Source organism: Streptomyces sp. NPDC032721 (assembly GCF_055579625.1).
The window spans coordinates 173,616-199,792 of the sequence record NZ_JBVIMX010000002.1; the positions used below are offsets into that span (position 1 = coordinate 173,616).

Genomic DNA, 26,177 nt, shown 5'->3' on the forward strand with positions numbered 1-26,177 from the left:
ATCGGGCCCTCAGGGTCCTGACGCTCGGGTTACGAGCCTCCGCATTCAAGCTGAGCCGGAGGTGAATCGGAAGAGCTGATTCCGGATCGTTGTACGGACGAAAGTCCGGGGGCGCAGGTCCCGAATGCGGAGGGACCAAGGTCCTCACATCGGTCCCCCCTACCCGTCGCGTCCCGTGCCACACTTCCCCCATGCGCGTGTACCTCGGTTCCGACCATGCCGGATACGAACTCAAGAACCACCTCGTCGAGTGGCTGAAGGCCCATGGCCACGAGCCCGTCGACTGTGGTCCCCACATCTACGACGCCCAGGACGACTACCCGCCGTTCTGCCTCCGCGCCGCCGAGCGGACGGCCGCGGACGCGGACGCGCTGGGCATCGTGATCGGCGGCTCGGGCAACGGCGAGCAGATCGCCGCGAACAAGGTGAAGGGCGTACGGGCCGCTCTCGCCTGGTCCGAGCAGACGGCGGCGCTCGGCCGCGAGCACAACAACGCGAACGTCATCTCGATCGGCGGCCGCATGCACTCGCAGGAGGAGGCGACCAAGTTCGTGGAGATCTTCCTCTCCACGCCGTACTCGGACGAGCCGCGCCACACCCGCCGCATCGAGATGCTCGCGGCGTACGAGACCACGGGCGAACTCCCCCCGATTCCCCCGCACCACCCCCAGCAGCCCTGACCGAACCCGCACGTCCCCGCGCCCTTGAGCACTCAGGGGCGCGGAGCCGCGGGGAACCGTGCGGTGCTGGGCCCGAGCAGTCGGGTGGGGGGCGCGGGGCTGTGCCGATGTGCGGCTCCGCCGCGCGGGCGCGAGCAACCCACCCCCACCCGCACACCCGGCGCGGCCCGCCACTCACACCCAAGCCCCGAGGCCCGCACGTCCCCCCCGCCCCCCAGGAGCTTCCCGTGCCCGAAGGCCACACCATCCACCGCCTCGCGGAGGACCACCTGGCCCACTTCGCCGGCACCGCCCCCCACCCCACCAGCCCCCAGGGCCGCTTCACGGCCGCCGCCACCCTCCTGACCGGCAAGGTCATGGAGACCGCCGAGGCCCACGGCAAGCACCTCTTCCTCGGGTTCGAGGGCGGCCACTGGATCCACATCCACCTCGGCCTCTTCGGCAAGTACGCCCTGGGCGACGCCCCCGCCCCGCCCCCCACGGACACGATCCGCCTGCGCCTGCTCAACACCACCTCGTACGCGGACCTCCGCGGCCCCACCACCTGCGCCCTGATCACGGACGCTGAGAAGCAGGCCGTGCACGACCGCCTCGGCCCGGACCCGCTGCGCGCGGACGCCGCCCCGGACCGCGCACTGCGCCGCATCAGGGCCTCCCGTACGACGATCGCCGCCCTCCTGATGGACCAGAAGGTCATCGCCGGGGTCGGCAACGTCTACCGCGCCGAAGTCCTCTTCCGGCACGGCATCGACCCGTACACCCCGGGCAAAGCCATCACCCCCGCCCAGTGGCAGGCGGTCTGGGACGATCTGGCCGCCCTGATGCGCGAAGGCGTGCGGAACAACCGGATCGACACCGTCCGCCCCGAGCACACGCCCGAGGCGATGGGCCGCCCGCCCCGCAAGGACGACCACGGGGGCGAGGTCTACGTCTACCGCAGGGCCACCCAGCCGTGCCTGCTCTGCGGCACCGAGGTCGCCACCGCGGACCTCGCCGCCCGCAACCTCTTCTGGTGCCCCACCTGCCAGCAGACCTGACCCGCCCCCACCGGCCCCGGACCTAGAACCCGTGCGCCAGCCACGGCGCCACGTCCGACCCGAACCCCAGCGCCGCCTCCGCCACCGCGCCCTCGCGCAGCTCCCGCACCCGCCCGGCCGAGGCCAGCGCCGACAGCGACACCCCGCCGAGATAGGCCGCACCCAACTCCCGTACCGACAAAGCCACATCGGCCGGGTCGGCGGTCCGCGTGCACACCGCGCCCTTGGCGTCGCCGGTCAGCCGCCAACGGCCCTCGTTCCAGGGGCAGAAGCGGTCCTCCACTTCGAACACCACGTCCACCGGCGCCCGGTAGGTCCGCGCCTCCAGCGCCGCCCCCACCTCCACCAGCCGTACGTGCATCGAGTCGCGCAGCCGCACCCCGGCGCGCCGGACGTCGGACGCCAAATGCAGCCAGGCGTCGTCCGCGGGCCGGTTGCGGGTGACCAGCTTCGACGTCAGATCGACGTCGAACAGGAAGCGCCACAGTGCCGCGTACGCCTGCGGGGCGAGCGGACCGGCCGCTTCCAGGTCCGCCAGGACCACCACCCCGTCGGGGCCCGCCGCGCCCCACTCCGGCTTCACCCGGAAGCGCGCGAAGCCCACCGGCCGTCCCTCGCCGTCCTCGGCCAGCACGCACTGGAGGGCGGACGCCCCGCCCCGATCCTTCTCCGGGTCCAGCACCGGCACCCGGTCCCAGCCGGGCTGCCGCGCCAGCATCCCGGGCCGCCCGGACACGGCGCGCGCGTAAATCTCCTCGCACGCCCGGTGTACGTCCCCGTCGGTCACCGGCACGTACCGCAGTCGTATGCCTTCGGTACCTTCCGGTACGGCGAGGGAGACCCGCGCGGTGTCGATGTCGGCCCGCATCTCGAACGTCGCGGCGCCGTACCCGAACCGGCCGTAGATCGCCGGCTCCGACGCGGTGAGCACGGCGACGGCCTCACCACGCGCGCGTACGTCGTCCAGCTGCCGGCGCATCATCGACGTGAGGATCCCGCGCCGCCGGTGCGTGGCCGCGACGCCGACCATGGTGATCCCGGCGACCGGCAGCGATGCCCCGCCGGGCACCGTCATACGGAAGCTGAAGGCGCCCGCGGTACCGACGCAGTCGGCCCCGTCCCAGACGCCCAGCGACCGGTCGTACTCGGTCAGGTCCCGCCACAGCGCCTTCTCCTCGGGAGCCTCCTCGACCCCGCCGAAGGCCCGCTCCAGGGTCGCGTACCAGGTGTCCCACTCGCCCTCGGACAGCACCCGCAGTTCCGTAGTCATATGCCATGCCTACCAGTGGCCCGGCATGACAAGCCACTCATTTCGAACGCGATGTCATAGGGGTCCCCCTGCGGGGCAGCCGGGAGGGTCGGTAGTGTCCTGGCCAATGGGCCACGCAGTGGGAGTCGACTCGTTCACGGCCCGGATGCGCAAGCGGGCGCACCGGGTCCGCGGTGGGCTGCGCCGGTCCGGGGTCGACTACTTCCGCGGCGACGGCTCGGACTGGCTCGCCCTGGCCTTCCTCCTGCTGACCGTTCCGGCGATCGCGTTCGGGACGATCCTGCTGCCGGTGTGGTGCGCGCCCTCGATGCTGGTCCTGCCGATCGTGGCGGGCGGACTGCTGCTCCGCCCGGCCAGTCTGCTGGGGCTGTACGCGGCGTCGGCGACGGCCCTGATCATCGAGTCCGTCGTGCTCGGCCCGTACACCCAGGGCCCGGCCAGAGTCACCCCCGGCACGGTCCTCACGGTCGCCGCCTGCGGCTTCTTCGGCCTGGTCATCGCCCAGTTCCGGGCACGGGTCGGGGTGCCGTGGCGGCGCGGCGGAACCATGCTCTTCGACCTGCGCGAACGCATCCGCGTACAGAGCGCGCTGCCCGCCCTGCCCAAGGGCTGGCACAGCGAGATGGCGCTGCGCCCGGCCGGCGGCCAGTCCTTCTCCGGCGACTTCGTGGTCGCCACCCGCACCGGCGAGGGCGGCCGCACGCTGGAGGTCGTCCTGACGGACGTGTCCGGCAAGGGAATGGACGCGGGATCCCGCGCCCTGCTCCTCTCCGGCGCCTTCGGCGGCCTGCTCGGCTCGCTGCCGCCCCACCACTTCCTCCCGGCCGCCAACGGCTACCTCCTCCGCCAGGACTGGGACGAGGGCTTCGCCACCTCCATCCACCTGGTCCTCGACCTGGAGACCGGCGAGTACGAACTCCTCTCCGCCGGCCACCTCCCCGCCCTGCAACTCCACGCGGGCAGCGGCCGCTGGGAGGAAAAGTCCGGCGAAGGCCCCCTCCTGGGCGTCTACGACGGCGCCGACTTCGACCCCGCCAAGGGAGTCCTGGCCCCCGGCGACGTCCTGATGCTCTTCACCGACGGCCTGGTGGAGGCCCCCGGCCGAGACCTGAGCGAGGGCGTCGACCGCCTGACCGGCGAAGCGGACCGCTACGTGGCGGCGGGCTTCGAGGGCGCGGCGTGGCATTTGATCGAGGCAGTGGCCAAGGACGTCAACGACGACAGAGCCCTACTCCTCCTGTGCCGAGGCTGACCCAACGGACATACCGTCCGCGGCGCCGCCCTCGAAGCGCCGGGCGGTATCGCGCCTGCGGCGGGCGATGCCCCTCCCCACCCCTTCACCTAAACCGCTCCGCGGGGCCAGGGGTTCGGATGTGCGGGCCGGTGGTGGGTTGCTCGCGCAGTTCCCCGCGCCCCCAATCCGACTACTCGTGCCCAGCGCCGCCCAGCTACGAGTACTCAGGGGCGCGGGGAACTGCGCGGCCAGCCACGTACTACCTGCACATGACCACCGGGGGTGGCCGGGCCCGCCACCTGCCCGCCCACCCACCCACCCACCGGCACGGGCCGGGGCCTGGGGCAGCGCCCCAGTTTCGGGAAGGGGCGGGGAGGGGAAAGGCCCCGCGCAGCGGCCGGCCCCCCACCCCGCGAACCCCTACACCCCCACCCTCTCCCTCCGCCCCCCAGGCAACCCCCTGGCCACCCACCCCGACTTCCCCGCCACCATCGGCCCCACCACCGCCAGCACCAGCACGTACCCCGCGATGAACGGCGACAGCCTCTCGTCCAGCCCCGCCCCCGCCGCCATCGTCGCGAGGATCAACGCAAACTCCCCCCTCGCCAGCAACGTCGTCGCGATGTTCGCCGAAGGCCGCGCCCCGAACCCGTAGATCCGCCCGGCCACCACCCCCGCCACCACGTTCATCACCATCGTCAGCGCGACAGCGACCAGCACCGGACCCCACACCACCAGCAGGTCCCCGGGATCGATCGACAGCCCGAACGCGAAGAAGAAGATCGCCCCGAACGCGTCCCGCAACGGATGCACCAGCTTCGTGATCCGCTCCCCGGACGACGTACTGCCGAGCATCAGCCCGACCATGAACGCCCCGATCGCGTCCGCGACCCCGAACCACTCGGAGACCCCGGCCACGAAGACGGCCGCTCCCAGGAAGGAGATGACGAGCAGCTCGTTGTCCTTGGTCCCGATGAGCCGCCCGATGACCCTGGTCCCGAATCGCGCCGCCAACGCCAGCAGCAGCAGGAACCCGAAGGCCTTGCCCGCGTCCACCGCCGCCGCCCCGAGGCTGTCCGCCCCGGACAGGATCGGCTGCAGCGCCGCGAGGTACAGCGCCAGGAAGATGTCCTCGACGACGATGATCCCGAGGATCGGCCTGGTCTCCGGATTGCCGATCCGCCCCAGGTCCACCAGCACCTTGGTGACGATCGCCGACGACGAGATGCCGAGCACCCCGGCCAGCACCAGCGCCTCCGCCGTCCCCCAGCCGAGCGCCAGCCCGAACCCGAACCCGGCACCGACGTTCAGCAGCAGATACGCACCCCCGGCGACCGCCATCTTCCGGCCGCCCTCCTTGAGGTCGTCCAGATGGAATTCGAGTCCGAGGTAGAAGAGCAGCAGGACCAGCCCCAGCGCGGAGAGCATCTCCAGGTCGTGCGGGTCCTTCAGAAGTACGAAACCGGGTGTGTGCGGGCCGAGCAGTATCCCGGCCAGGATGAACAGAGGAATGGTCGGCAGGCCGATCCGGCCGCCGAGCCGAGCGAGTACGGCGGCGGCGAGAAAGGCGCCGCCCATGGCTATGAGGGTGTCCGCGTGTCCGATGGGGCCGCTCCTCCTGCTAAGGGATGGTCAAGGAGACGTCAAGCAAGCGTCAAGAAAGCATCAGTAATTAGTTTACCGAACGATTTACGTTGCAAAAGGCCCACCCCCGATGTTGTTCCCGGCGCCCCCTCCCGAGGTGGTGTCAGGTACACCCGAAACCGGGTGGCGAACCACCTCGGAGACCCCCTCCGCCCAGCCGTACGCTCCGTGTCGACCGACCACACGACAGTGGTCAACGCGCTGGACCTACGGGGGAGTTGGCATGCCGATACGAGGAGCCGTACGAAGAGGCGCCCTGAGCGCACTGGCAGCAACGGCACTCCTGCTGACCCTCGCGCCACCAGCCGCAGCCCAAACCCAGGCTCCGGCAGCCCAAGCCCAAGCCCAATCCCAAGCCCCGGCCCCCACCCCCACCGCCCTCCGCACCTTCCTCGACAAGGAAGTCCCCGCCCGCCTCGCCGCCCACAACATCCCCGGCGCCGCCGTCACCGTCGTCTCCGCGAAGCAGCAACTCGCCACCGCCGGCTACGGCGTCGCCGACGCCACGGACAGGACCCCCGTCGACCCCGCCCGTACCGGCTTCCTGACCGGCTCCGTCGCCAAGGTCCTCACCGGCGTCGCCGTCATGCAGCAGGTCGAGCGCGGCAAGCTGGACCTCTCCGCCGACGTCAACCGCTACCTGACCAGGGCCCCCTTCAAGATCGCCGACACCTTCCCCGGCCACCCCGTCACCGTCGAGGACCTCCTCACCCACACCTCCGGCTTCGACACCGCCCTGGTCGGCATCGCCCGCACGGACCCCAAGGACGCGGGCAGTATCGAGGACTACCTCCGCACCGACCAGCCCACCCGCGTACGCGCCCCCGGCCGGACCGCCAGCTACGACAACTACGGCGTCACCCTCGCCGGTTACCTCGTCCAGCAGGTCTCCGGCCGGCCCTTCGCCACGTACGTCGACGAGCAGATCCTGCGCCCCCTCGGCATGCGCGGCACCACTTTCGACCAGCGCGACCCGCGCGTCGACGGACCCACCACCGCCACCGGCCACCGCCCCGACGGCAACGGCGGCCAGACCCCCTCGCGCGGCCAGTTCGGCGCGATGTCCCCGACCGGCGCGGGCACCGTCTCCACCGCCACCGACATGGGCCTGCTCATGCGGGCACTGCTCGGCGGCGGGGCGGCCGGCTCCGCCCGCATCCTGAGCCCCGCCTCCACCGCCACCCTCGAAGCCCGCCACTTCGGCCCCGACCCCCGCCTGAACGGCATGGCGTACCTGCTCACCCAGGACCGCCGCGAAGGCCGCCCACTGCTCCTCAAGGACGGCGACGTCCCCGGCTTCCACGCCCTCCTCGCCCTGCTGCCCGACCGCGACCTCGGCCTGTACGTCAGCTTCAACGGCGACGGCGACGGCAGCACCGGCGCCTTCGCCGCCCGCGACCTGGTGAACGCCTTCGTGGCCCACTTCTTCCCCGCCACCGGGCAGAACGGGCAGAAGAGAGAGATGGCAGCCAAGGACAACACCGTCTCGGCCGCCCACCACGAGGGCACCTACCGCTCCACCCGCACCTCGCACAGCGACCTGTCCGCCGCAGCCGCCCTCTTCGGCGACATCACCGTCACGGCCGGCGAGGACGGCGTACTGACCACCGAAGGCCCGCTCTCCCCGGACCCGGACAAGACCACCCAGCACTGGGTCGCGACCGGCCCCGGCCTGTACCGCGAACGGGACGGCCAGGACACCCTCGCCTTCCAGGACGGCACCCTGCTCAGCGGCCAGGACCCGACCGTCGCCTACACCCGCACCACCTGGCTCGCGTCCGCCACGACCCACCAGTACGCCCTCGGTGCCACCGCCGCGGTCCTGCTGACCGCCCTCCTCGGCTGGCCGCTGACGGCTCTCGTACGCCGCCTCCGCAAGGCACCTGGCGCTACCGGCTCCCGTACCGCCCGGGCGGCCGGCTGGACGGCGGCGGCCCTCCCGGTCGTGTTCCTCGGGCTCTTCCTCGTCCTGGCCGCCGACACCAACACCATGAACGAGTCGATCATGCTCGGCGGTTCACCCCTGCTGACCGGCTCCCTGGCAGTACTTACTGCCGCAGTCGCCGTCACCGTGGCGACGCTCGTACTGGCCGCGGTCGCCTGGCTGCGCGGCTGGTGGGGGAGGGGCGGGCGGATCCACTACACGCTCGTGGCAGTCTCGGCGGCACTCTTCCTCGCCGTCCTCACCCCGTACCACCTGGTCGGCTGGCCCCTCACCGGCTGACCACACCCGCACCCGCCCCTTAAGCCGATGATGGGGCCCAGCCGGGAGCACTCAGCGCGCCCCGGCCCCCGCCCCCGCCGGCGTCTCGTCCCGGGCGCCCTCGGCCCCCTGCTGCACCAACTTCCCGGTACCCGCGCCACCACCGGCACCCGCAACCGGCCCGCCACCCGCCCCACCCACCGGCGCCTTCCGGAACAACCACTTCAGATCCGGCTCCGCCACCCACTTCAGCGCCCGCCGCACCGGCGGCGTGCACAGCACCGTCACCACGAGCACCGCCAGCACCGTCACCACGACCCGGCCCAGCGGAGTATCGAGCTCGAACCGCTTGACCACCCCCATGGAATCAGCCAACTTGATCACGAATCCGTGCAGCAGATATCCGCCGATCGTGCCCGCGCCCAGGACCGTGAACCACATCCGCCGTCTCGGCACCCACGCCAGGAAGCACGCGGTGAGCACCAGCGCCGCACCGAACATCGCGTACGTCATCAACGCCCCGACCCACCACGGCTGATCCATGTCCTGCGAGGCGTGATTGCGGTAGATCCAGTCCAGTTGCACCTTCGGCGCCACCCAGTACATGACCGCCAGGGACACCGGGAACACCACCAGCGCCGCCCACCGCACCGACCAGCGCTGCACCAGCCGGAAGTGCTCGGGGCGCAGATACAGCCCCATTACGAAGAACGGCAGGAACTGCAGCACCCGCTGCGCCGACCACTGCCCGCTGATGCCCGGCGTCCCCGCCGCGGCGGCGGCGATCAGCAGCGAGATCTGCACCGGCCACCGGATCGCGAGGAACAGCGGAGTCAGCAGCCGCCACAGGAACAGCGCCATCAGGAACCACATCAGGAACTGCGGCCACATCAGCTGGAAGGAGAGCGGCTCGTGGTTCAGCACGGAGAAGAAGAGCGAGTACACGATCTGGAAGACCACGTACGGCACGGCAACGCTCGAAACGAGCCGCATCAGCTTGTGCGGACGCATGTCGAAGGTCCGCGAGAAGTAGCCGGAGATCAGGATGAACGCCGGCATGTGGAACACGTACACCAGCATGTACAGCGCCTCGGTCGCCCGGCTCCCGGAGAGCACCAGCGGCCAGGTGTGCCCGATCGCCACCAGCACGATCGCCAGGTACTTCGCATTGTCGAAGTACGCGTCGCGCCCCGCCGCACCCTGTGCGGACGCCTTGCGCGCGGCACGGACGGAGCGCGCGGTCCGCAGCGGCCGGAGTGCCGGAACCGCTTCCTTCAGCGGAGGCAGCGGTGCGCTCTGGTGCTCACGGGAATCCTGAAGCATTTGAGGCACCCTAGTGCCGCGGTCCGTTTCCGTCACGCAACAACGGGGTAGGGCCGGCGCCCCGTACCACGCGCGACCAGTGTGAACACTGATGCGATCCAGCCACCGAGTGTCCGTCACCCAGCAGCCAGCCATGGGGTGTTGGTGGCACGATGGTCCGGCGGGGGAAGCACTGGGCCGTGTATCCCCGGGCCGGCAAGGCGGACCGACCAAGGGTGTGATCAGTTGTGGCCATTTCACTGTCAGTGGTGCTGTTGTTGGCAGTCGTTCTCTTTGTGCTGATACGAGGAAAGAGCCTCAAGGCGGGACCGGCGCTGGTCGCCATCCTCTTCGGCTTCTTCCTCGCCTCCACAGGCATGGCCGACGACATCCAGCGCTTCCTCAACTCCATAGCCAGCACTCTCAACAACATCAGTTTCTGAGGCCCGGTGCGCGCACGGAAAAACCCCCGGCCCGGCGAGCGAACTCGACCGGGCCGGGGGCCACAAGAGCGGGCGACGGGAATCGAACCCGCGTAGCTAGTTTGGAAGACTAGGGCTCTACCATTGAGCTACGCCCGCACACGTACTCCTCGGCCGCCGAAGCGACCGGGGTACGGACAGCACTGTAGCGGGTGAGAGCGCGTCGGCGCACACCCTGTTCCACGAGGCGGTAAAGCGGCCGACGCAGCGCTCGCGGCCATGTACCCTACGTGTCGCACCGACGGGGTGTGGCGCAGCTTGGTAGCGCGTCCGCTTTGGGAGCGGAAGGTCGTCGGTTCGAATCCGGCCACCCCGACCAGCAGGACCCACGTACATCCCCCAGCAGGTCCACCCACAAGATCGCATTGTGGGAGCACGTCCGCTTGCCGTTACTATGCAAGCTGCGTGCCCGTGTGTCTGATACCGGGCTCGATCAGCAGGACCGCCCACTGAGCGGTTCGGCAGAACCCCAGAAGTCAGCCACCAAGGAGACCGAACCGTGAAGAGCGCCGTGGAGACCCTGAACCCGACCCGGGTTCGGCTCAGCATTGAGGTGCCCTTCGAGGAGCTCAAGGACAGCCTCGACGCGGCGTACAAGAAGATCAACCAGCAGGTCACGGTGAAGGGCTTCCGCAAGGGCAAGATCCCGAACCGAGTCATCGACCAGCGGTTCGGCCGTGGCGCTGTTCTGGAGGAGGCCGTCAACGACGCCCTCCCGAAGTTCTACACCGAGGCCGTCAACGAGGGTGAGCTGAACCCGCTGGGTCAGCCCGAGGTCGACATCACGGAGCTGAAGGACGGCGAACTGCTGGCCTTCACCGCCGAGGTCGACATCCGCCCGTCGATCGAGATCCCGGACTACTCCGGCATCGAGGTCGAGGTCGACGCCGTCACCGTCTCCGACGAGGACGTCGAGAAGGCTGTCGAGGACCTGCGTGGTCGCTTCGCCTCCACCAACCCGGTGGAGCGCGCCGCAGAAGACGGCGACGTCGTCACGATCGACCTTGAGGCCAAGGTCGACGGCGAGGTCCTGGAGGACGGCGTGGCCGAGGGTGTCTCGTACACCATCGGTTCCGGCGAGCTCCTCGAAGGCATCGACGAGGCCGTGAAGGGCCTGGAGGCCGGTGGCGAGGCCACCTTCACCTCCCAGCTCAAGGGCGGCTCCGCCGAGGGCAAGGACGCGGAGGTCTCCGTCAAGGTGACCGCCGTTGCCGCCCGTGAACTCCCGGAGCTGGACGACGAGTTCGCCCAGATGGCGAGCGAGTTCGACACCCTGGAGGAGCTGAAGGCGGACAGCCGCAAGCGCCTTGAGAACATGAAGCAGTACGACCAGGCCACCCAGGCCCAGGAGCGCGTGCTCGACAAGCTCATCGAGCTCGTCGAGGTCCCGATCCCGGAGAACCTGCTCGCGGACGAGGTCAAGACCCGCAAGCACAACCTGGAGCACCACCAGCTCGGCCAGATGGGCATCGACCTCGCGAAGTACCTGGAGATCCAGGGCAAGACCGAGGAAGAGTTCGACGCCGAGACCGCCGAGCAGGCGATCAAGGGCATCAAGACGCAGTTCATCCTCGACGAGCTCGTCAACAAGGAGAAGCTGAACGTGAACCAGGAGGAGCTCACCGAGCACCTCATGCGTCGCGCGCAGTCCTCCGGCATGTCCCCCGACCAGTTCGCCCAGGCCGTCGTCGAGGGCGGCCAGGTGCCGATGCTCGTCGGCGAGGTCGCCCGCGGCAAGGCCCTCGCGGTCGTCGTCGAGGCCGCCACGGTCAAGGACACCAACGGTGAGCTCGTCGAGCTCGACGACGAGGAAGAGGTCTCCGAGGAGACCCCGGCCGACGCCGCCGCCGAGTCCGCCGAGGGCGACGTCAAGGACGCCGCCGAGGCCGAGGCCAAGTAAGGCACCGCCCTTCGGCAGCAAGCAACGACGACGGGCCCGGACGCACACGCTGCGTCCGGGCCCGTCGCCGTACCCCCGGCCGTCACACCCGCCCGCGCGCGCGTGGCGCGGGCGTACCGCGCGACGCCCCCACGCGCGCGTGGGCCCCACTCGTCCCGTACGTACACCTGAGCCCACCACCTTGCGCTCCGAGCGAACAGTTCGGGAAGCGGGATGGCGTTGTCCTACCTGCGCGTTAGGGTCCATGAGTAGGCGGGTTGGGTGGGATACCCGACCCCCCGTACAAAGACGCTGAGACGGCCGGAGCCGTCAGAGACGAGCAGGTGGAATACGTGACGAATCTGATGCCCTACGCCGCCGGCGAGCCGTCCCTCGGTGGAGGCCTCGGCGACCAGGTCTACAGCCGACTCCTTGGCGAGCGCATCATCTTCCTCGGCCAGCAGGTCGACGACGACATCGCGAACAAGATCACGGCGCAGCTGCTCCTCCTGGCCGCAGAGCCGGAGAAGGACATCTACCTCTACATCAACAGCCCCGGCGGCTCGGTGACGGCGGGCATGGCGGTCTACGACACCATGCAGTACATCCCGAACGACGTGGTCACCATCGGCATGGGAATGGCGGCCTCCATGGGCCAGTTCCTGCTGACCGGCGGCGCCGCGGGCAAGCGCTTCGCGCTCCCGAACACCGACATCCTGATGCACCAGGGTTCGGCCGGCATCGGTGGTACGGCCTCGGACATCAAGATCCAGGCCGAGTACCTGCTGCGTACCAAGACGCGGATGGCGGAGATCACCGCCAGGCACTCCGGCCAGACCGTCGAGACGATCATCCGCGACGGCGACCGCGACCGCTGGTACACGGCGGACGAGGCCAAGGAGTACGGCCTCATCGACGAGATCATCTCCGCTGCTTCGGGTGTTCCGGGCGGCGGCGGCACCGGGGCCTGAGCCCCGACTGCCACTGCTCCGCAACCCAGCCCAGAAGAACGCCACCAGGATGGTGAACACCCACATGAGCAACTTCTCCGCCCCTGACAACGGCCTCTACACCGGCCCTCAGGTGGACAGCCGCTACATCGTCCCGCGCTTCGTCGAGCGCACCTCGCAGGGCGTGCGCGAGTACGACCCGTACGCGAAGCTCTTCGAGGAGCGCGTGATCTTCCTCGGCGTGCAGATCGACGACGCATCCGCCAACGACGTCATGGCACAGCTGCTGTGCCTGGAGTCGATGGACCCCGACCGCGACATCTCGATCTACATCAACTCGCCCGGCGGCTCCTTCACGGCGCTCACCGCGATCTACGACACGATGCAGTTCGTGAAGCCCGACATCCAGACGGTCTGCATGGGCCAGGCGGCCTCCGCCGCCGCCGTCCTGCTCGCCGCCGGTACGCCGGGCAAGCGCATGGCACTTCCCAACGCCCGTGTGCTGATCCACCAGCCGTCCTCGCAGACCGGCCGCGAGCAGCTCTCCGACCTGGAGATCGCCGCCCGGGAGATCCTGCGGATGCGGACCCAGCTGGAGGACCTGCTCGCGAAGCACTCCACCACGCCCATCGAGAAGATCCGCGACGACATCGAGCGCGACAAGATCCTCACGGCCGAGGACGCCCTGGCGTACGGCCTGGTCGACCAGATCGTCTCGACCCGCAAGTCCACGGCAGCCGCCGCGGCCTGACCCCCGGGCACGTGAAGTAACGGGCCCTGCCCACCCCTTGGTACGGCGCACGCCGCGTCCGCGTACGCGTGAACCGTGCCAAGGGGGGCCCGAACGGGGGGTCGGGCAAGGTACCGTCGAAGATTGAGGCACCAGGAGCCGCTGAACCCGGCGGCTCCCAGGCGAAGGGGATTCACCTCGTGGCACGCATCGGTGACGGCGGAGACCTGCTGAAGTGCTCGTTCTGCGGAAAGAGCCAGAAGCAGGTGAAGAAGCTCATCGCAGGTCCCGGTGTGTACATCTGCGACGAGTGCATCGACCTCTGCAACGAGATCATCGAGGAGGAGCTCGCCGAGACCAGCGAGGTCCGCTGGGAGGAGCTCCCCAAGCCTCGTGAGATCTACGAGTTCCTGGAGGGGTACGTCGTCGGGCAGGAGCCCGCGAAGAAGGCCCTCTCGGTGGCGGTCTACAACCACTACAAGCGCGTCCAGGCCGGTGAGAACGGCGGCGGTGCGGGCCGCGAGGACGCGATCGAGCTCGCCAAGTCCAACATCCTGCTGCTCGGCCCGACCGGCTCCGGCAAGACCCTGCTCGCGCAGACCCTCGCCCGTATGCTGAACGTGCCCTTCGCCATCGCCGACGCCACCGCCCTCACCGAGGCCGGCTACGTCGGCGAGGACGTCGAGAACATCCTCCTGAAGCTCATCCAGGCGGCCGACTACGACGTCAAGAAGGCCGAGACCGGCATCATCTACATCGACGAGATCGACAAGGTCGCCCGCAAGAGCGAGAACCCGTCGATCACGCGCGACGTATCGGGCGAAGGCGTCCAGCAGGCCCTCCTGAAGATCCTCGAAGGCACCACGGCCTCGGTGCCGCCGCAGGGCGGGCGCAAGCACCCGCACCAGGAGTTCATCCAGATCGACACGACGAACGTGCTGTTCATCGTGGGCGGCGCCTTCTCCGGCCTGGAGAAGATCATCGAGTCCCGGGCCGGCGCCAAGGGCATCGGCTTCGGCGCGACGATCCGCTCCAAGCGCGAGATCCAGGCCAGCGACCAGTTCTCCGAGATCATGCCCGAGGACCTGGTGAAGTTCGGGATGATCCCGGAGTTCATCGGCCGTCTGCCGGTGATCACTTCCGTGCACAACCTGGACCGTGAGGCCCTGCTCAAGATCCTCGTCGAGCCGCGCAACGCACTGGTCAAGCAGTACCAGCGCCTCTTCGAACTCGACGGCGTGGAGCTCGACTTCGACCTCCCGGCCCTCGAAGCCATCGCCGACCAGGCCATCCTGCGCGGCACGGGTGCGCGCGGTCTGCGCGCCATCATGGAGGAGGTCCTCCAGTCGGTGATGTACGAGGTCCCGTCCCGCAAGGACGTCGCCCGCGTGGTCATCACCGAGGAGGTCGTCCACTCCAACGTGAACCCCACCCTGGTACCGCGCGAGCCGCGCATCATCGGCAAGGGTGACGGCGGCCGTCACGAGAAGTCCGCGTAACTCTTCGGAGCACACGCACGAGGGCCCGGCCAGTTGCTTCAACTGGCCGGGCCCTCGCGTCGGTTCACTTCTTGACGCGGACCTCGCTGCGGACCTTGGCGAGCTGCTCGGCAGCGTCGTCCCTGGCCAGCGACACCTGGGCGACACTGCTGGAACCCATGGCGATCGTGCTGTAGTCGGCCCAGGCGCAGACGGTGCCCTCCTGGGGCTGGCCCAGGGCGTTCTGCCCCTTCACCGTCTGGCACTTCATGAGGGCGCCGTCGAGGCTGGAGGGGCTGACCGAAACGGGGCTGCCGACGAACTCCGAGGTGCCCTTCTTGCCCTTCGCCTTGGCGGCCTCGTTCGAGGACTTCATCTGGGCGAAGAAGGAATCGAGCGCCTTCTCGGGGTCGTCGATGGTGCCCCAGGCGCCCGTGAGCACCTGCAACTTGGCCTTCTTCGCCTTCTCCAGCGAGGACGGGTCACTGGGATTGAGCGCGGACTTGTCGAGGTCCGAGTAGCTCCCGCTCACCATCTTGAAGTCCTTGACTCCGGCGGCGGTGAACATCTTCGTCCCCTCCTCGTCCTTCTCGTCCGTGGACTCCTTGCCCGTGCGCTTGAGCTCGCCGCCCAGCACCGTCGCCGGCGTCGTCAGCTTGTGCGGGCCGTCGTCCTTGACTCCGCCGCCGAGGAAGAAGTACGCACCCGCGCCCGCTGCCGCGACCACCACCACGAGGCCCACGATCAGGCCCGTCTTCTTCTTTTTCGGCGCCTCGCCGCCGCCCGGGTACGGCTGCTGGCCGTACGGGCCCTGCGGGGGCTGCTGGCCGTACTGCGGCTGCTGCGGCTGGCCGTACGGGCCCGGCTGCTGCCCGTACTGGGGCTGCTGCGGCTGCTGCGGGTAGCCGTACTGCGGCTGGGCGGGCGGTGCCTGCTGGGGGTACCCGTAACCAGGCTGGCCCTGCGGCGGCTGCTGGCCGTAGGGACCCGGCTGGCCGCCGTACGGGTTCGGCTGCTGCGGCTGCTGGCCGCCGTACGGGCCCGGCTGGTTGTAGCTCATGTAACGGGGTTCCCCTCCAGATGCTTATGCGTCCCGAACATCCTGGCGGACGGGTGTGGTCAGTGGGCTGCCGGGGGCCGCACTGTTACCAAAGAAACGCGTTTCGAAGTGGTGCTCCGGGCCCTCTAAACTGGCCGCGTGACCGAGAACTCTCAGACTCCGCAGCCCGCATCCACCTCCGAATTGCCGACGACCTACACGCCGGCCGCCGTAGAGGGGCCGCTGTACGAGCGCTGGGTAGAACGCGGTTACTTCGAGGCCGACGCCTCCAGCGACAAGCCCCCGTACACCATCGTCATCCCGCCGCCGAACGTCACCGGCAGCCTGCACCTGGGCCACGCCTTCGAGCACACGCTGATCGACGCCCTCACCCGCCGCAAGCGCATGCAGGGCTACGAGACGCTGTGGCAGCCCGGCATGGACCACGCGGGCATCGCCACCCAGAACGTCGTCGAGCGCGAACTCGCCAAGGACGGCAAGTCCCGCCACGACCTGGGCCGCGAGAAGTTCGTCGAGCGCGTCTGGGAGTGGAAGGCCGAGTCCGGCGGTCAGATCGCCGGACAGATGCGCCGCCTCGGCGAGGGCCTGGCCTGGTCCCGCGACCGCTTCACCATGGACGAGGGCCTGTCCAAGGCCGTCCAGACCGTCTTCAAGAAGATGTACGACGACGGCCTGATCTACCGCGCCGAGCGCATCATCAACTGGTGCCCGCGCTGTCTGACGGCCATCTCCGACATCGAGGTCGACTACCAGGACGACAACGGCGAACTCGTCTCCATGAAGTACGGCGAGGGCGAGGACACCATCGTCGTCGCGACGACCCGCGCCGAGACGATGCTCGGCGACACCGCCATCGCCGTCCACCCCGACGACGAGCGCTACGCCCGCTTGATCGGCAAGCAGATCAAGCTGCCGCTCACCGACCGCACCATCCCGGTCGTCGCCGACACCCACGTCGACCCCGAGTTCGGCACCGGCGCGGTCAAGGTGACCCCCGCCCACGACCCGAACGACTTCGCCATCGGCCAGCGCCACGACCTGGAGACCATCCAGGTCCTGGACGAGCGCGGCGTCATCATCACCCCCGGCCCCTTCCAGGGCCTGGACCGCTTCGAGGCCCGTTCCGCGATCGTCGCCGCCCTGCGCGCGGAGGGCCGGATCGTCGCCGAGAAGCGCCCGTACGTCCACTCCGTCGGCCACTGCTCCCGCTGCAAGACCACGCTGGAGCCGCGCCTGTCGATGCAGTGGTGGGTCAAGGTCGACACCCTCGCCAAGGCCGCCGGTGACGCGGTCCGCGACGGCCGCGTCAACATCCACCCGGCAGACATGACCCAGCGCTACTTCGACTGGGTCGACAACCTCAACGACTGGTGCATCTCCCGCCAGCTGTGGTGGGGCCACCGCATCCCCGTCTGGCACGGCCCCGACGGCGAAATGGTCTGCGTCGGACCGAACGACGAGGCGCCCACCGGCGAGGGCTGGCACCAGGACACAGATGTCCTCGACACCTGGTTCTCCTCGGGCCTGTGGCCGTTCTCGACGCTGGGCTGGCCGGAGAAGACCCAGTCGCTGGAGAAGTTCTATCCGAACTCCGTCCTGGTCACCGGCTACGACCTGATGTTCTTCTGGGTCGCCCGGATGATGATGTTCGGCCTGTACGCCATGGACGACGTCCCCTTCCGCACGATCGCGTTCCACGGCATGGTCCGGGACGAGAACGGCAAGAAGATGTCGAAGTCCTTCGGCAACGTCGTCAACCCGCTCGACTGGATGGACAAGTACGGCTCCGACGCCCTGCGCTTCACCCTGGCGCGCGGCGCCAACCCGGGCGTCGACGTCCCGATCGGCGAGGACTGGGTCCAGGCGTCCCGCAACTTCGCCAACAAGATCTGGAACGCCACCCGGTTCGCGATGATGAACGGCGCGACCGTCGAGGGCCCGCTGCCGCCCGCCGAGGAGATGTCGGCGACCGACCGGTGGATCCTCTCCCGGCTCAACGCCACGGTCGCCGAAGTCGACGCCCTCTACGACGACTACCAGTTCGCCAAGCTCTCCGACGCCCTCTTCCACTTCGCGTGGGACGAGGTCTTCGACTGGTACGTCGAACTGTCCAAGACGACGTTCTTCGCGGGCGGCGCCCAGGCGAAGGTCTCCGCCCGGGTCCTCGGCGAGGTCCTCGACGTCCTGATGCGGATCCTGCACCCGGTCGTCCCCTTCGTCACCGAGACCCTGTGGACCACCCTCACCGGCGGCGAGTCCCTCGTCGTCGCCGACTGGCCCAAGGACTCCGGTTTCCGCGACGCGGACGCCGAGAAGGAGATCGCCCTCGTCCAGGAGGTCGTCACCGAGGTCCGCCGGTTCCGCTCGGACCAGGGCCTGCAGCCCGGCCAGAAGGTTCCCGCCCGGCTGGAGCTGACCGGCACCGCGCTCGCCCCGCACGAGGCCGCCATCCGCCAGCTGCTGCGCCTGCAGCCCGCCGAGGACGGCTTCCACGCCACCGCCTCGCTGCCGGTGGCCGGCGCCAAGGTCGAGCTGGACCTGTCCGGCACCATCGACGTCGAGGCCGAGCGCAAGCGCCTGACCAAGGACCTGGAGGCCGCCAAGAAGGAGGTCGTCCAGGCCAACGCCAAGCTGGGCAACGAGGCCTTCCTCGCCAAGGCGCCCGACAACGTCGTGGACAAGATCCGCGGCCGGCTCACCAAGGCGGAGTCCGACATCGCCCGCATCAGCGCGCAGATCGAGGCACTGCCCGTCCAGTAGGCAGCGCGACGACACTCCGAGGGCCCCGCACCGGATCCGGTGCGGGGCCCTCGTGCTGCCGCCCGGCGAGTGCCCCAAATCACGCATAACAGGACGGAAGTCCGTCGAGTCGGGGCGAAAGGCCCTGCATGATGGAGCGTATGCACGACAAGCCCACCGCCACGCCGGTACCCCGGGCCTGGGCGGCGGGCCGACGCTGGCTGGACGGCCGCACCGTCCACCCGCGCACCGTGGACCTGCTGGTCCCGCTGCTCTGTTTCGGCCTGATGCTGCTGGACGTACCCGGCCTCGCCGAGGCCGACAACGCGCTCAACGGCCTCTCCGCCACCGCCGTCCTGGCCCTCGGCGCGAGCTCACTGCTGCTGTGCCGCCGGTTCCCCTGGATCCCGTACGTCGTCGCGCTCGGCCTGATGGGCTGGCTGCACGAGCTCACCCTGATCCAGTTCGCCCTGTACAAGGTCGGCCGCTACCGGGGGCGGGCCGCCGCGACCATGGCGACGCTGGGGTACGTGGTCTTCGCGTACGTGCTGTTCCTGCTTCAGCGGTGGCCCGAGAAACAGTCCGACACCCTCGTGGAGTTCCTGAGCCTCATCGTGCCCATCGGCGTACTCGCCGCCGGAGCCGGCGTGGCCGCCTACCGGCAGGACCTCGTACGCGAACTGGAAGTGCAGAAGGGGCACACCGCGGCCCTGCACGCCGTCCAGCAGGAACGGGCGTCGGTCGCCAGGGACGTGCACGACTTCGTCGGCCGGGAACTGACCCTGCTCGCCGTACGGGCCGAAGTGCTCGCGGTACGCGCGCGTGGCGAGGCCCACCAGAAGGACTTCGACGAACTCTCCGAGACCGCCCGCAAGGCACACCGCATCCTCAACGAGATCATCGTGCAGCGCGCCCAGGAGAAGGACGTCACCCCCGGCATCGCCGCTCTCGCCGAGCTGGCCACCGAGGGGGAGCAGGCCGGCAGCCCGGTCGTGCTCGACATCGACTCCCGGGCGGTCCGGCTCTCCCCGCTGCGGCAGGCGGCCGTCTACCGGATCGTCCAGGAGTGCCTGACGAACGCCGTCAAACACGCGCCGGGCGAAACCGTACGGGTACGGATCGCGCTCGACGGCGTACACCTGCGCATCGAGGTGTCCAACCGCCTGCCCAGCGCCGTACCCGCCAAAGAGCCCGTGTCCGCCGGAACGGGCACCTTCTCGATGGGGGAGCGGATGCTGTCCATGGGCGGAACCCTGGAGGCGGGGCACCACGACGACGGGGAGTACCGCGTGATCGCGGTGCTCCCCGCCGGGGTCTGACAACCCCGCCCCTCCCGCCGTACCGACGGCTCAGCTCGCCGCGAGCAGCTTCTGCAGGTTGTCGAAGTCCTCCACGCATTTGCCCGAGCCCAGCGCCACACAGTCCAGCGGGTTGTCCGCCACGTGCACCGGAATGCCGGTCGCCGCCGAGATCCGCAGGTCGAGACCCGGCAGCAGCGCGCCGCCGCCGGTCAGCACGATGCCGTGCTCCATCACGTCGCCCGACAGCTCCGGCGGGCACTCCTCCAGCGTCGTGCGCACCGCGGCGATGATCGCTTCGACGGGCTCGTCCAGCGCCGCGCGCACCTCGTCCACCGACAGTTCCAGCGTCATCGGCAGACCGCCGACCTTCTGCCGTCCCCGTACGGTGAACGTCTTCTGCTCCAGCTCCGGGTGCGCGGGCACCGGCCTGGCCGAACCGATCGCGACCTTGATGTCCTCGGCGGTCCGCTCGCCGATGAGCAGCTGGTGCTCCTTGCGCACGTAGGCGGTGATCGCGGCGTCCATCCGGTCCCCGCCGACCCGCAGCGACTGGGCGGTGACGATGCCGCCCAGTGAGATCACCGCGACCTCCGTCGTACCGCCGCCGATGTCCACGACCATCGAGCCCCGCGCGGACGACACCGGAAGACCGGCACCGATCGCCGCCGCCATCGGCTCCTCGATCAGGTGCACCGCACGGGCGCCCGCCCGCTCCGCGGCGTGCACGATGGCCCGCCGCTCCACCGGCGTCACCCCGCTCGGCACGCACACCACCATCCGGGTGCGCGGACGGCGGCCGGGCACCGCCTTGCGGACGAAGTGCCGGATCATCTCCTCGGCCGCCTCGTAGTCGCTGATCACACCGTCCCGCAGCGGGCGGATCGCGGTGATCGAACCGGGGGTGCGGCCGATGGTCTCCTTGGCCTCGGTGCCGACGGCCAGCGCCGTCGTCGAGCCGGCCTTCACCGCCACCACGGACGGCTCGTTGAGGACGATTCCGTGCCCCCGCATGTACACCAGGGTGTTCGCCGTACCCAGGTCGATGCCTATGTCCCGGCTGTCGCGACCGCCACGGATGCGCGTGGCGGGCTGCGTCGTCTCGTCGCTCACTCGAAAACCTCCCCAATCGTGATCTACCAGGGTCACACACCCGTTCGGTATGGAAGGGATAAAAGGTCCCCGCGACGACGGGGCGAAGGTCCTGTCGGCCGCTGTCGTACCCCCTCCGTAGACTGGCGGGGTGAGTGACCTCCCCCAGCACGACGACCACGCCGACGACGACTCCGCCTTCGAGGAGATCGTCGGGACCGAGACCCAGCGCGACCCCGACCTCGCCGTCATCGAGGCCGGCAGCCGCACCCTGCGCACCCAGGGCGGCGCCCCGGCCGGCGACGCCGTGCCCGCGCGCCCCCAGGACCCGGAGGTGGACAAGGCACTGCGGGCGGTCGAGACCGAACTCGCGGACCGCTGGGGCGAGACCAAGCTCGAACCCTCGGTGACCCGGATCGCCGCCCTGATGGACGTCCTGGGCGAGCCGCAGAAGGCCTACCCGTCCGTCCACATCACCGGCACCAACGGCAAGACCAGCACCGCCCGCATGGTCGAGGCCCTCTTCGGCGCCTTCGAACTGCGCACCGGCCGCTACACCAGCCCCCACGTGCAGTCGATCACCGAGCGCATCAGCCTGGACGGCGCGGCGATCAGCGCCGAGCGCTTCGTGGAGACGTACCAGGACATCAAGCCGTACGTGGAGATGGTCGACGCGTCGCAGGACTACCGCCTCTCCTTCTTCGAGATCATGACCGGCATGGCGTACGCGGCCTTCGCCGACGCCCCCGTGGACGTGGCGGTCGTCGAGGTCGGCATGGGCGGCACCTGGGACGCCACCAACGTCATCGACGCGACGGTCGCCGTCGTCACCCCCATCTCGCTCGACCACACCGACCGCCTGGGCACCACGCCCGGCGAGATCGCGGGCGAGAAGTCCGGGATCATCAAGCAGGACGCCACCGTCGTACTGGCCCAGCAGCCGGTCGACGCGGCACAGGTCATGCTCAAGAAGGCCGTCTCGGTCGACGCGACGGTCGCCCGCGAGGGCATGGAGTTCGGCGTGGTCGCCCGCGAGGTCGCGGTCGGCGGCCAGCTGGTCACCCTGCGCGGACTCGGCGGCGAGTACGAGGAGATCTTCCTCCCGCTGCACGGCGCCCACCAGGCGCACAACGCGGCGGTCGCGCTCGCCGCGGTCGAAGCGTTCTTCGGCATCGGCGCCGAGCAGGCGCGCACGCTGGACATCGACACCATCCGCAAGGCGTTCGCCTCGGTCACCTCACCCGGCCGCATGGAGGTCGTCCGGCGCAGCCCCACGGTCGTCCTGGACGCCGCGCACAACCCGGCCGGCGCGCGGGCGGCGGCCGAAGCGGTCACCGAGGCCTTCAGCTTCAGCCGGCTGATCGGCGTCGTCGGCGCGAGCGGCGACAAGGACGTGAGGGGCCTGCTCGAAGCCTTCGAGCCGATCTTCGCGGAGATCGTGGTGACGAGGAACTCGACGCCGCGCTCCATGGACGTGGACGAACTGGCCGCCCTCGCCGTCGAGGTCTTCGGCGACGACCGCGTCCAGGTCGAGCCGAGGCTCGACGACGCCATCGAGGAGGCCATCACCCTGGCCGAGGAGGACGGCGAGTTCTCCGGCGGCGGCGTGCTGGTCACCGGATCGGTGATCACGGTCGGAGAGGCCCGGCTGCTGCTGGGAAGGGGCTGAGGAATCCGTGCGTACGCTCTGTGCTTCCACACTGATCGGCGAGTTCTTCGTGATCGGTTTCGCCGGGCTGGTCGCGATGAAGTCCGACGACCTGTCGATGGCCACCGTCTGGACGGTCTGCGGCGTCGCGATGCTCCTCTCCGTGCTGCTGTGCGGGATGATCACGCGGCCCGGCGGGCTCCAGCTGGGCTGGGCCCTTCAGGCGGGGCTGGTCGTCAGCGGCTTCTGGGTGCCGCTGATGTTCTTCCTCGGAGCCGTCTTCGGCGGACTGTGGTGGGCCTCGATCCACTACGGCCGCAAGATCGACGAGGCGAAGGCCAGGTGGGCGGCGCAGGCGGAGGCGGAAGCCGCCTAGGGCGCGTCTTCCGGATCAGGTCGGCCAGGGGTGGCTTGCCCTTTCGGCGTGCACAGCCCCGCGACCCAGGCCTGAGCCGAAAGACACGCACTAGGGCGAGTCCCCGGCTCGGGGCCACCCGTTCGGCCCTGTAATCTGCCGTCACCGCAACCGCACCCGCAAGGAGCCCGCACCGTGACCCAGCGCACCCTCGTCCTGCTCAAGCCCGACACCGTACGCCGCGGCCTGATCGGCGAGGTCATCTCCCGTATCGAGCGCAAGGCCGGCTGGACGATCAGCGCGCTGGAGCTGCGCAGCCTCGACCAGGACACCCTGGAGGCGCACTACGGCGAGCACAAGGGCAAGCCCTTCTACGAGCCGCTCGTCACCTTCATGTCCTCCGGACCGATCGTCGCGCTGGTCGTCGAGGGCGAGCGCGCCATCGACGGCGTACGCCAGCTGGCCGGTCCCACCGACCCGATCGCCGCGGCGCCCGGGTCCATCCGTGGCGACTTCGGCACCATCGTCCGCGAGAACCTGATCCACGCCTCGGACTCCGAGGAGTCCGCCGAGCGCGAGCTCAAGCTGTTCTTCCCCGGTCTCGTCTGACCCGGACGGCAGCCGGACGACGGACGCGGCATCTGACACCTTTCTGACGGACTGTCAGCCGAACAGCGTCCATGACCTGGGGCGACCGAAGTAATTCGGTCGCCCTTCGGCATACGCATCCCGATGGAGGGAACGCATCCCTCCGACACAGCGTCACCATTACCGGGGCGGGTAAGTGTTCCGCCCACAATGGCGAAGGACCCTCGCGCGGTGACCGCACATGCGGCACTACGATGGAAGTCACCGCGCCCGCAGCATTCAGCGCACCACCCACTTCGCCTACCGACCCAAAGCCATCACACGCTCCACTCGGGAAGGCCCGACGCATCCTCATGGGGAAGAAGAGGGAACCAATGTCGTTCATCGGCCGTGATATGGCTGTCGACCTCGGGACCGCCAACACGCTGGTGTACGTCAGGGGCAAGGGCATCGTGCTCAACGAACCCTCCGTCGTCGCCATCAACACCAACACCGGCGGAATCCTCGCCGTGGGCTCCGAGGCAAAGAAGATGATCGGCCGTACGCCGGGCAACATCGTTGCCGTACGGCCCCTGAAGGACGGTGTGATCGCCGACTTCGAGATCACCGAGCGGATGCTCCGCTACTTCATCCTGAAGATCCACAAGCGCCGCTACCTGGCCCGCCCGCGCGTCGTCGTCTGTGTGCCCTCCGGTATCACGGGCGTCGAGCGCCGCGCCGTCATCGAGGCGTCCACGCAGGCCGGTGCCCGTCAGGTGCACATCATCGAGGAGCCGATGGCCGCGGCCATCGGATCCGGCCTGCCCGTCCACGAGGCCACCGGCAACATGGTCGTGGACATCGGCGGCGGCACCACCGAGGTCGCCGTCATCTCGCTCGGAGGAATCGTCACGGCACAGTCGATCCGCGTCGCCGGCGACGAGCTCGACAACGCGATCATCCAGCACATCAAGAAGGAGTACTCCCTCCTCCTCGGCGAGCGGACCGCCGAACAGATCAAGATCACCATCGGTTCGGCGTACGACCTCGACAAGGACGAGCACACCGAGATCCGCGGCCGCGACCTCGTCTCCGGACTCCCCAAGACCGTCGTCATCTCCGCCGCCGAAGTGCGCAAGGCCATCGAGGAGCCGGTCAACGCGATCGTCGACGCCGTGAAGACGACGCTCGACAAGTGCCCGCCCGAGCTCTCCGGCGACGTCATGGACCGGGGCATCGTCCTCACCGGCGGCGGCGCCCTGCTCCGCGGCCTGGACGAGCGGCTGCGCCGCGAAACCGGCATGCCGATCCACATCGCCGAGGACCCGCTGGACTCCGTCGCGCTCGGATCCGGCAAGTGCGTGGAGGAGTTCGAGGCCCTCCAGCAGGTACTGGACGCCCAGCCGCGCAGATAGTACGCGCAGGGGAAATCCGCCGTACGGGACTGCCATCCCGTGCGGCGGATCGTTGATATACACGCACATATTTTTCCGACGAGGAAGGCACGGCCGCCGCACGTGAGGGACACACGAGAGAGCCGGCTGCTCCTGGTGCTGCTGGTCGCCGTAGCGTTCGCGCTGATCACGGTCGACATCCGCGGCGGCGAGGACTCGCCCGTCGACGGTGCGCGCCAGGCCGCCGCCGCGGTCTTCGGGCCCGTGGAGAAGGGCGTCGCCACCGCGGTCGACCCGATCGGCAACGCGATCGGCGCCGTACGCGACTCCGGCGAGACCCATGACGCGGTCAAGGCGCTGGAGCGGGAGAACCAGGAGCTCAAACAGCGCCTCGGCAGTGACGACCGCAACCGCAGCCGGGTGCGCGAACTGGACGGCATGCTGAAGAAGGCCGGCGCCGGACAGTACGGAATCAAGGGCGCCGAAGTCATCGCCATAGGAGCGGCCCAGGGCTTCTCCTGGACCGTCACCGTCGACGTCGGCAGCAACGACGGCATCCAGCGCGACATGACCGTCCTCAACTCGGACGGGCTCGTCGGCCGGGTCACCACCGTCGGCCCCGACACCTCGACCGTGCTGCTCGCCAACGACCCCAAGTTCACCGTCGGCACCCGCATGGAGAAGACCAACGAACTCGGCTTCGCGACCGGCGGCGGCGACCGCCCGCTCAGCGTCCAGTTCCTCAACGGCAAGGCCAAGGTCAAGCCCGGCGACCGGCTGGTGACCTTCGGCTCGCGCGCCGCCAAGCCCTTCGTGCCCGGAGTGCCGGTCGGCGAGGTCGTACGGGTCGACCCGTCCGGCGGCGACCTGACCCGGACCGTCTACGTCCGCCCGTACGTCGGCTTCACCAAGCTGGACATCGTCGGCGTCGTCGTCCAGGCCCCGCGCACCGACCCCCGCGACACCGTCCTGCCGAACAAGCCCACGCCCGCCCCGACGGTCACCGTCACGGTCACTCCCAAACCGCCGAACGACAACGGCCAGAACAACGGCGACGGTGCCAACAATGGCAATGTCAACGGCAACGCAAACCCCGACGGCGCGGCCAACAACGGCAACCCCGACGGCCAGTAGG

General features: G+C 69.6%; 21 protein-coding genes and 2 tRNA genes. 17 read left to right on the forward strand and 6 right to left on the reverse strand.

The window, feature by feature from the left end; all coding sequences use genetic code 11:
- Nucleotides 1-191: 191 nt before the first annotated feature.
- Together ACZ5PB_RS06990 and ACZ5PB_RS06995 are read left to right on the forward strand one after the other, a co-directional pair.
- Nucleotides 192-680 (forward strand): ribose-5-phosphate isomerase, encoded by a 489-nt coding sequence (locus ACZ5PB_RS06990; protein ID WP_468688512.1) that lies wholly within the window; start codon nucleotides 192-194, stop codon nucleotides 678-680.
- A gap of 227 nt (nucleotides 681-907) precedes the next feature.
- Nucleotides 908-1,717, forward strand: coding sequence for an Fpg/Nei family DNA glycosylase (locus tag ACZ5PB_RS06995; RefSeq protein WP_468688514.1), 810 nt, complete (start codon nucleotides 908-910; stop codon nucleotides 1,715-1,717).
- Between the two features lie 22 nt (nucleotides 1,718-1,739).
- On the opposite strand, the gene ACZ5PB_RS07000 is transcribed toward ACZ5PB_RS06995, so the two are convergent.
- Complete coding sequence (locus tag ACZ5PB_RS07000) at nucleotides 1,740-2,987, reverse strand: GNAT family N-acetyltransferase (RefSeq protein WP_468688516.1); 1,248 nt, start codon at nucleotides 2,985-2,987, stop codon at nucleotides 1,740-1,742.
- Between the two features lie 106 nt (nucleotides 2,988-3,093).
- On the opposite strand from ACZ5PB_RS07000, the gene ACZ5PB_RS07005 reads away from it, so the two are divergent.
- Nucleotides 3,094-4,239: a SpoIIE family protein phosphatase gene (locus ACZ5PB_RS07005; protein WP_468688518.1), complete on the forward strand. Its 1,146-nt coding sequence runs from the start codon at nucleotides 3,094-3,096 to the stop codon at nucleotides 4,237-4,239.
- A 402-nt stretch (nucleotides 4,240-4,641) separates the two neighbouring features.
- On the opposite strand, the gene ACZ5PB_RS07010 is transcribed toward ACZ5PB_RS07005, so the two are convergent.
- Nucleotides 4,642-5,799 carry a cation:proton antiporter gene (locus ACZ5PB_RS07010; protein ID WP_468688520.1) on the reverse strand — a complete coding sequence of 386 codons (1,158 nt, stop codon included), beginning with the start codon at nucleotides 5,797-5,799 and terminating at the stop codon, nucleotides 4,642-4,644.
- Nucleotides 5,800-6,088: 289 nt separating this feature from the next.
- On the opposite strand from ACZ5PB_RS07010, the gene ACZ5PB_RS07015 reads away from it, so the two are divergent.
- Nucleotides 6,089-8,089 (forward strand): serine hydrolase domain-containing protein, encoded by a 2,001-nt coding sequence (locus tag ACZ5PB_RS07015; protein ID WP_468688522.1) that lies wholly within the window; start codon nucleotides 6,089-6,091, stop codon nucleotides 8,087-8,089.
- 51 nt (nucleotides 8,090-8,140) lie between these two features.
- Here ACZ5PB_RS07015 and ACZ5PB_RS07020 read toward each other — a convergent pair whose 3' ends face one another.
- The gene (locus ACZ5PB_RS07020) at nucleotides 8,141-9,391 is read right to left on the reverse strand and encodes an acyltransferase family protein (protein ID WP_468688524.1); all 1,251 of its coding nucleotides are present in this window, start codon (nucleotides 9,389-9,391) and stop codon (nucleotides 8,141-8,143) included.
- Nucleotides 9,392-9,618: 227 nt separating this feature from the next.
- Between ACZ5PB_RS07020 and ACZ5PB_RS07025 the strand changes: the two genes are divergently transcribed.
- Complete coding sequence (locus tag ACZ5PB_RS07025; RefSeq protein WP_468688526.1) at nucleotides 9,619-9,813, forward strand: hypothetical protein; 195 nt, start codon at nucleotides 9,619-9,621, stop codon at nucleotides 9,811-9,813.
- Nucleotides 9,814-9,880: 67 nt separating this feature from the next.
- Here ACZ5PB_RS07025 and ACZ5PB_RS07030 read toward each other — a convergent pair.
- Nucleotides 9,881-9,951 (reverse strand) — tRNA-Gly (locus ACZ5PB_RS07030).
- 143 nt (nucleotides 9,952-10,094) lie between these two features.
- On the opposite strand from ACZ5PB_RS07030, the gene ACZ5PB_RS07035 reads away from it, so the two are divergent.
- The 5 genes from ACZ5PB_RS07035 to clpX all read left to right on the forward strand — a co-directional run bounded on the left by ACZ5PB_RS07035 (nucleotide 10,095) and on the right by clpX (nucleotide 14,910).
- Nucleotides 10,095-10,171 (forward strand) — tRNA-Pro (locus ACZ5PB_RS07035).
- A 180-nt stretch (nucleotides 10,172-10,351) separates the two neighbouring features.
- On the forward strand, nucleotides 10,352-11,752 hold the full coding sequence (gene tig / locus ACZ5PB_RS07040; protein ID WP_468688527.1) for a trigger factor: 1,401 nt from the start codon (nucleotides 10,352-10,354) through the stop codon (nucleotides 11,750-11,752).
- Between the two features lie 344 nt (nucleotides 11,753-12,096).
- A complete protein-coding gene (locus ACZ5PB_RS07045; RefSeq protein ID WP_468688906.1) occupies nucleotides 12,097-12,702 on the forward strand; it encodes an ATP-dependent Clp protease proteolytic subunit in 606 nt (201 codons plus the stop codon).
- Nucleotides 12,703-12,751: 49 nt separating this feature from the next.
- Entirely contained in the window at nucleotides 12,752-13,432 is a 681-nt protein-coding gene (locus tag ACZ5PB_RS07050) for an ATP-dependent Clp protease proteolytic subunit (RefSeq protein WP_468688529.1), read from the forward strand.
- 179 nt (nucleotides 13,433-13,611) lie between these two features.
- Entirely contained in the window at nucleotides 13,612-14,910 is a 1,299-nt protein-coding gene (clpX, locus tag ACZ5PB_RS07055) for an ATP-dependent Clp protease ATP-binding subunit ClpX (RefSeq protein WP_468688531.1), read from the forward strand.
- 64 nt (nucleotides 14,911-14,974) lie between these two features.
- On the opposite strand, the gene ACZ5PB_RS07060 is transcribed toward clpX, so the two are convergent.
- Nucleotides 14,975-15,949 carry a hypothetical protein gene (locus ACZ5PB_RS07060; protein ID WP_468688532.1) on the reverse strand — a complete coding sequence of 325 codons (975 nt, stop codon included), beginning with the start codon at nucleotides 15,947-15,949 and terminating at the stop codon, nucleotides 14,975-14,977.
- A 138-nt stretch (nucleotides 15,950-16,087) separates the two neighbouring features.
- On the opposite strand from ACZ5PB_RS07060, the gene ACZ5PB_RS07065 reads away from it, so the two are divergent.
- Entirely contained in the window at nucleotides 16,088-18,709 is a 2,622-nt protein-coding gene (locus ACZ5PB_RS07065; RefSeq protein ID WP_468688533.1) for a valine--tRNA ligase, read from the forward strand.
- Nucleotides 18,710-18,849: 140 nt separating this feature from the next.
- Nucleotides 18,850-20,007 carry a sensor histidine kinase gene (locus tag ACZ5PB_RS07070; protein ID WP_468688534.1) on the forward strand — a complete coding sequence of 386 codons (1,158 nt, stop codon included), beginning with the start codon at nucleotides 18,850-18,852 and terminating at the stop codon, nucleotides 20,005-20,007.
- Between the two features lie 30 nt (nucleotides 20,008-20,037).
- Here the strand turns inward: ACZ5PB_RS07070 and ACZ5PB_RS07075 are convergent, their stop codons facing one another.
- Complete coding sequence (locus tag ACZ5PB_RS07075) at nucleotides 20,038-21,099, reverse strand: rod shape-determining protein (RefSeq protein WP_468688536.1); 1,062 nt, start codon at nucleotides 21,097-21,099, stop codon at nucleotides 20,038-20,040.
- Between the two features lie 130 nt (nucleotides 21,100-21,229).
- Between ACZ5PB_RS07075 and folC the strand changes: the two genes are divergently transcribed.
- The 5 genes from folC (at nucleotide 21,230) to mreC (ending at nucleotide 26,176) form a co-directional block, all read left to right on the forward strand.
- A complete protein-coding gene (folC, locus tag ACZ5PB_RS07080) occupies nucleotides 21,230-22,747 on the forward strand; it encodes a bifunctional tetrahydrofolate synthase/dihydrofolate synthase (protein WP_468688538.1) in 1,518 nt (505 codons plus the stop codon).
- A 7-nt stretch (nucleotides 22,748-22,754) separates the two neighbouring features.
- Nucleotides 22,755-23,102: a DUF4233 domain-containing protein gene (locus ACZ5PB_RS07085; RefSeq protein WP_468688540.1), complete on the forward strand. Its 348-nt coding sequence runs from the start codon at nucleotides 22,755-22,757 to the stop codon at nucleotides 23,100-23,102.
- A 174-nt stretch (nucleotides 23,103-23,276) separates the two neighbouring features.
- Nucleotides 23,277-23,690 (forward strand): nucleoside-diphosphate kinase, encoded by a 414-nt coding sequence (gene ndk, locus ACZ5PB_RS07090; RefSeq protein ID WP_468688542.1) that lies wholly within the window; start codon nucleotides 23,277-23,279, stop codon nucleotides 23,688-23,690.
- A gap of 353 nt (nucleotides 23,691-24,043) precedes the next feature.
- Nucleotides 24,044-25,063, forward strand: a complete 1,020-nt coding sequence (locus ACZ5PB_RS07095) for a rod shape-determining protein (RefSeq protein WP_185026424.1) — start codon at nucleotides 24,044-24,046, stop codon at nucleotides 25,061-25,063.
- A gap of 102 nt (nucleotides 25,064-25,165) precedes the next feature.
- On the forward strand, nucleotides 25,166-26,176 hold the full coding sequence (gene mreC, locus ACZ5PB_RS07100) for a rod shape-determining protein MreC (protein ID WP_468688543.1): 1,011 nt from the start codon (nucleotides 25,166-25,168) through the stop codon (nucleotides 26,174-26,176).
- Nucleotide 26,177: the final 1 nt, after the last annotated feature.